This window comes from Chloroflexota bacterium (genome assembly GCA_020850535.1).
Lineage (GTDB): Bacteria > Chloroflexota > UBA6077 > UBA6077 > JACCZL01 > JADZEM01.
In genome coordinates this window covers 1-2,736 of the sequence record JADZEM010000047.1, presented here as the reverse complement: position 1 = coordinate 2,736, position 2,736 = coordinate 1, and the positions used below count along the sequence as shown (strand labels likewise).

General features: G+C 66.4%; 2 protein-coding genes. Both read right to left on the bottom strand.

The annotated features are described in order from the left end of the window. Nucleotides 1–1,635: hypothetical protein (locus tag IT306_07515; protein MCC7368252.1), on the bottom strand; the 1,635-nt coding region annotated here is incomplete at its 3' end. A gap of 403 nt (nucleotides 1,636–2,038) precedes the next feature. After that, on the bottom strand, nucleotides 2,039–2,736 hold a 698-nt coding region (locus IT306_07510), incomplete at its 5' end, for a hypothetical protein (GenBank protein MCC7368251.1).

The following is a 2,736-nucleotide window of genomic DNA, read 5'->3' as shown; positions in this document are numbered from 1 at the left end:
CTCGATGCGGAGGCGCTGGCCGTTGTCCGTGCGGACGCGGAAGCCTTCGCCGTCCTTCTTCGAGAGGCCGATCTTGTCAAGCAGTTCGTTCGACTGTTTGATGTCGAGGGTGGACCACTTGGTCCGCCACTCCGGCCCGGCATTCTCGGGGGAGGTGTCCTCCGACATCAGCGAACTGGGCGTGCCCATGCCCAGGAAGAACGCCTCGTTGATCTGGTCGCGGTCGATACCCATCGACAGCGCCCGGCGGAAGTCTGCGTTGGTGAGCCACTTCCGGATCTCGGCGTCCGCCTCGAAGCTCTGGTTGATGTGGATGGCCGCCGCCGCCGCATCGGAGGCGGGGTCCAGGACGACCTTGTAGCCGCCCTTCTGCTGGTTCTCCAGGAACACCGGCAGCTTGGCCACGTCCATATGCCGGCCCATCTCGTCGTACTCGCCGGCGATGGCCCGCAGGTTCGCCACTTCCAGGTTCTCGGCCAGCGTCAGCTGCGCCTTGTCGATGTACGGGAGCTGGTTGCCCTCGGTATCGACAACCCAGAAGTACGGGTTGCGCTCAAGGTTCCAGGTCGGCGTGTTGATCGGCGTGACGGTCCGCCACGCGCTCACCACCGGCACCTCAGGGTTCAGCTGATAGTTGTTCTTGAACTTCAGCTGCGCCACCCAGCTATCCATGCCGGCGGCCTTGGCCATCTCGTTGGCCTTCTCCACGCCGATGTACTTCGGCAGGAACTGCTTGAGATAGTGGCCCGGCGCGTACGGCCCCATGAAGCCGCCCCACTGGGTGCCGCCCAGCGCATGCCCGCCGCCCATCTGGGTGAACGCCGAGAGCACGTCCACGAACATCGGGTACGGCTCTTCGAACTGGGCCTCGACCGTCGTGTCGTCAATCTTGACGAACTTGCCGGGCTTGCCGTTGATCGACATCTCGGCGGTGCCGACCGGCACGAGATCCTTGTTCAGGTACATGTCCTCGTACCAGAACATGATCGCGTCAGCCGTGAACGGCGTGCCGTCCGACCACTTCATGCCCTTCCGCAGCGACAGGCGGATGATCTTGCCGCCGTCCCGAAGCTCCCAGGACTTGAAGACAGCCGGAACGATGTTGTTGCCGGTGAAGTCCACGTGCAGCGGCTTCTCGGCACCCATGATCCGGTTCCAGTTCTCGCCATCGCCAGGGCCGGTGAAACCGCGCCGCCAGGTTCCGCCGAACTTGCCGATCGCGGTCATCGGCTTGAGCACCAGCGGCTCCTCGGGAACGCGCTGCTCGACGGGCGGCAGCTTGCCGGCCTTGACCAGCTCGGCCAGCATCGGCGACTCGCCCAGCTTGGCCGGGCGCTTGGCATCCTTCTGGATCTCCGGCCCCTCGATCTTGCCGATCAAGGTGGAACCGAGCTTCGCTTCCGGCTTGCCGGACGCAGCCGCCGGAGCGGCGGGCTTCGCGGCCTCGGCGGGCTTCGCAGCGGCAGCCGGCGCCGGGGCAGCGGGCTTGGCGGCCTCAGCGGGCTTCGCAGCCTCAGCCGGCTTGGCCGCCTCGGCCGGCTTGGCCGGGGCTGTCGTGGCGGCTGGCGCGGCCGGCTTGGTCTCGGCGGGCTTGGTCGCCGGGGCTGACGGCGCACACGCCGCTAGCAGCCCCATGCCTGCGACTCCGAATCCAAGGCGCAGGAAGCCTCGCCGGGACACGTCTCTCCACAGTGACATGCGTTCTACCCTCCAAGGTAGCAGAGCAACGGCCGCGCTGCCGTCACAGCGTACAATTTGCACCGGCGTTTCACGGCCGGCACGATCACACGATGTAGCACAGTCAGCCATCGGCGTCAAGCACCGGGCTGGATTGCGCCACCGTGGAGTATCGCCGCCACCACGGCTGCGACGGTAGTTTTTGCGTCTGGGCGACTGAGCTTCGGCAGGCCCGATCCGTCGTGTGCAGGCAGAGGCTATGCCGCGGACATGAGAACACCCCCGCTCGGAGGCGCCCCAGTAGGGCCGCGCCGGGCGAGGGTGCTGGTGGTCACCCGGCCGCGTGCCGGGTCGATGTACGCTAGCTCTTCATGTAGTAGGTCGGCGGGTGCGCCGCGCCCGGCGTGCGCGCCCGGGTGGGCCAGGCGTACCGATCCGGCACGTTCCCGATCTTGTTGCCGATGACCCGCAGGATCGGCTCGAACCCAACGGTCCCGATCACCCACTGCTGATCAACGATCACCTTCTTCAGCTCCTGCCCGAGCTTGTTGCGCTCGGCGGTCTCCAGGCCGGAGCCCTTCCGCAGCATGTCGTACGCCTTCAGCAGTTCCGGATCCTCCGGCTTCTTGCCGGCCGTCCCGCCGGAGGCGTACCAGGTCGCGTAGAGGGTGCCGCTGAACGGCTCGTTCGGCTCAGCTGGCATGTCGTGGCGCGGCCAGAGGAAGATGTCCGGGTTGCCGCCGCCCCAGATGTAGAGCTGCTGCTCGTTGCCGGCGACCTGCTTGAGTGACAGGTTTCGCTCGGTGTCCTTGACGTCAAGCTGGATGCCGATCTTCTTCCAGTGTTGGGCGACCATCTCCATCATCTCGGCGAACGGCAGGAACGCCGCCGCGACGGTGGTGACGGTGATACGCAGCAGTTGGCCGTTGTCGGTCCGCAGCCGCATCCCCTGGGGATCCTTCTTGGTCAGCCCGATCTTGTCCAGCAGCTCGTTCGCCTGCTTGATATCGAGCGTCGACCACTTCGTCCGCCACTCCGGCCCGGCGTTCTCGGGCGAGG